We start from the raw sequence: 1060 nt of genomic DNA on the forward strand, positions 1-1060 counted from the left end.
CTGACGCCGCCGGACGCGGCGACCCGGGACCAGGGCTGGAAGCTGCACGTGTCGGCGACGCCGCTGTCGGCCCCGATGGTGCTGGCCCGGGTGGCGGAGGTGCTGGCCCGGCACCGGTGCCCGTTCAAGTTCGCGTCGACCCTGGACGACCTCGACGGGCTGATCTCGCGCTCCCAGGACCGCGGGTCGGTGGGCAAGTTCATCACCGTCTACCCGCCCGGCGACGAGGCGGCCGTGGCGATCGCCGAGGAGCTGCACGCCGCCACCTACGGGCTGCCCGGCCCGCCGATCCTGTCCGACCGGGCCTACCGGCCCGGCAGCCTGGTGCACTACCGGTTCGGGGTGTTCTCCGCGCCCGGCGCGCTGGACAACGACGGCTCCTACGCCTCCCGGCTGATCGGCCCGGACGGTGTCCGGGTGCCCGACGAGCGCAACGCCTGGTACTCCCCGCCGGCCTGGGCGCCGTGCCCGTTCGAGTCCGGGCAGGCGCCGGTGCGCACCGCCGCGCCGCAGGCGGTGTTGCTGGCCGACCGGTTCGTGGTGCGCCGGGCCATCCGGCACGGCGCCAAGGGCGGGATCTTCCTGGCCGAGGACCGGCAGACCGGCGGCGAGGTGGTGATCAAGCAGGCCCGGCCGCACATCGGCGCCGGCCGGGACGGCCGCGATGGGCGGGACCTGCTGCGCCACGAGGCGCGCATGCTGGAGGTCTTCGGCCCGCTGGGGGTGACCGCGGCCAAGGTGGCGCTGTTCGAGACCGACGGCAACCTGTTTTTGGTCCAGGAGCACCTGCCTGGGAGCGCGCTGACCGCCTGGGTCGGCGAGCGGCGGCCCGCGTCCCCGGACGCGCCCTGGCGTGACCTGGTGGTGTGCCTGGCGCGGCGGCTGACCGCGCTGGTGGGTGCGGTGCACGGGCAGGGGTACGTGCTGCGGGACCTGACCCCGAACAACGTCATGGTCACCGCCGCCGGTGACTGCCGGCTGATCGATCTGGAGATGGCCGCCCGGCCCGGTGCCCCGGTGGGGCGGGCCTTCACCCCGGGCTATGCCCCGCCCGAGCAGA

The 1060-nt window shown here is 75.3% G+C and carries 1 protein-coding gene; it reads left to right on the forward strand.

Annotated features, from left to right (window positions below):
• Positions 1-1060: class III lanthionine synthetase LanKC N-terminal domain-containing protein (locus tag ABD841_RS40225; protein ID WP_425582123.1), on the forward strand; the 1060-nt coding region annotated here is incomplete at both ends.

Origin of the sequence: Streptosporangium fragile (genome assembly GCF_039534445.1) — a bacterium.
GTDB classification, from domain to species: Bacteria; Actinomycetota; Actinomycetes; order Streptosporangiales; family Streptosporangiaceae; genus Streptosporangium; species Streptosporangium fragile.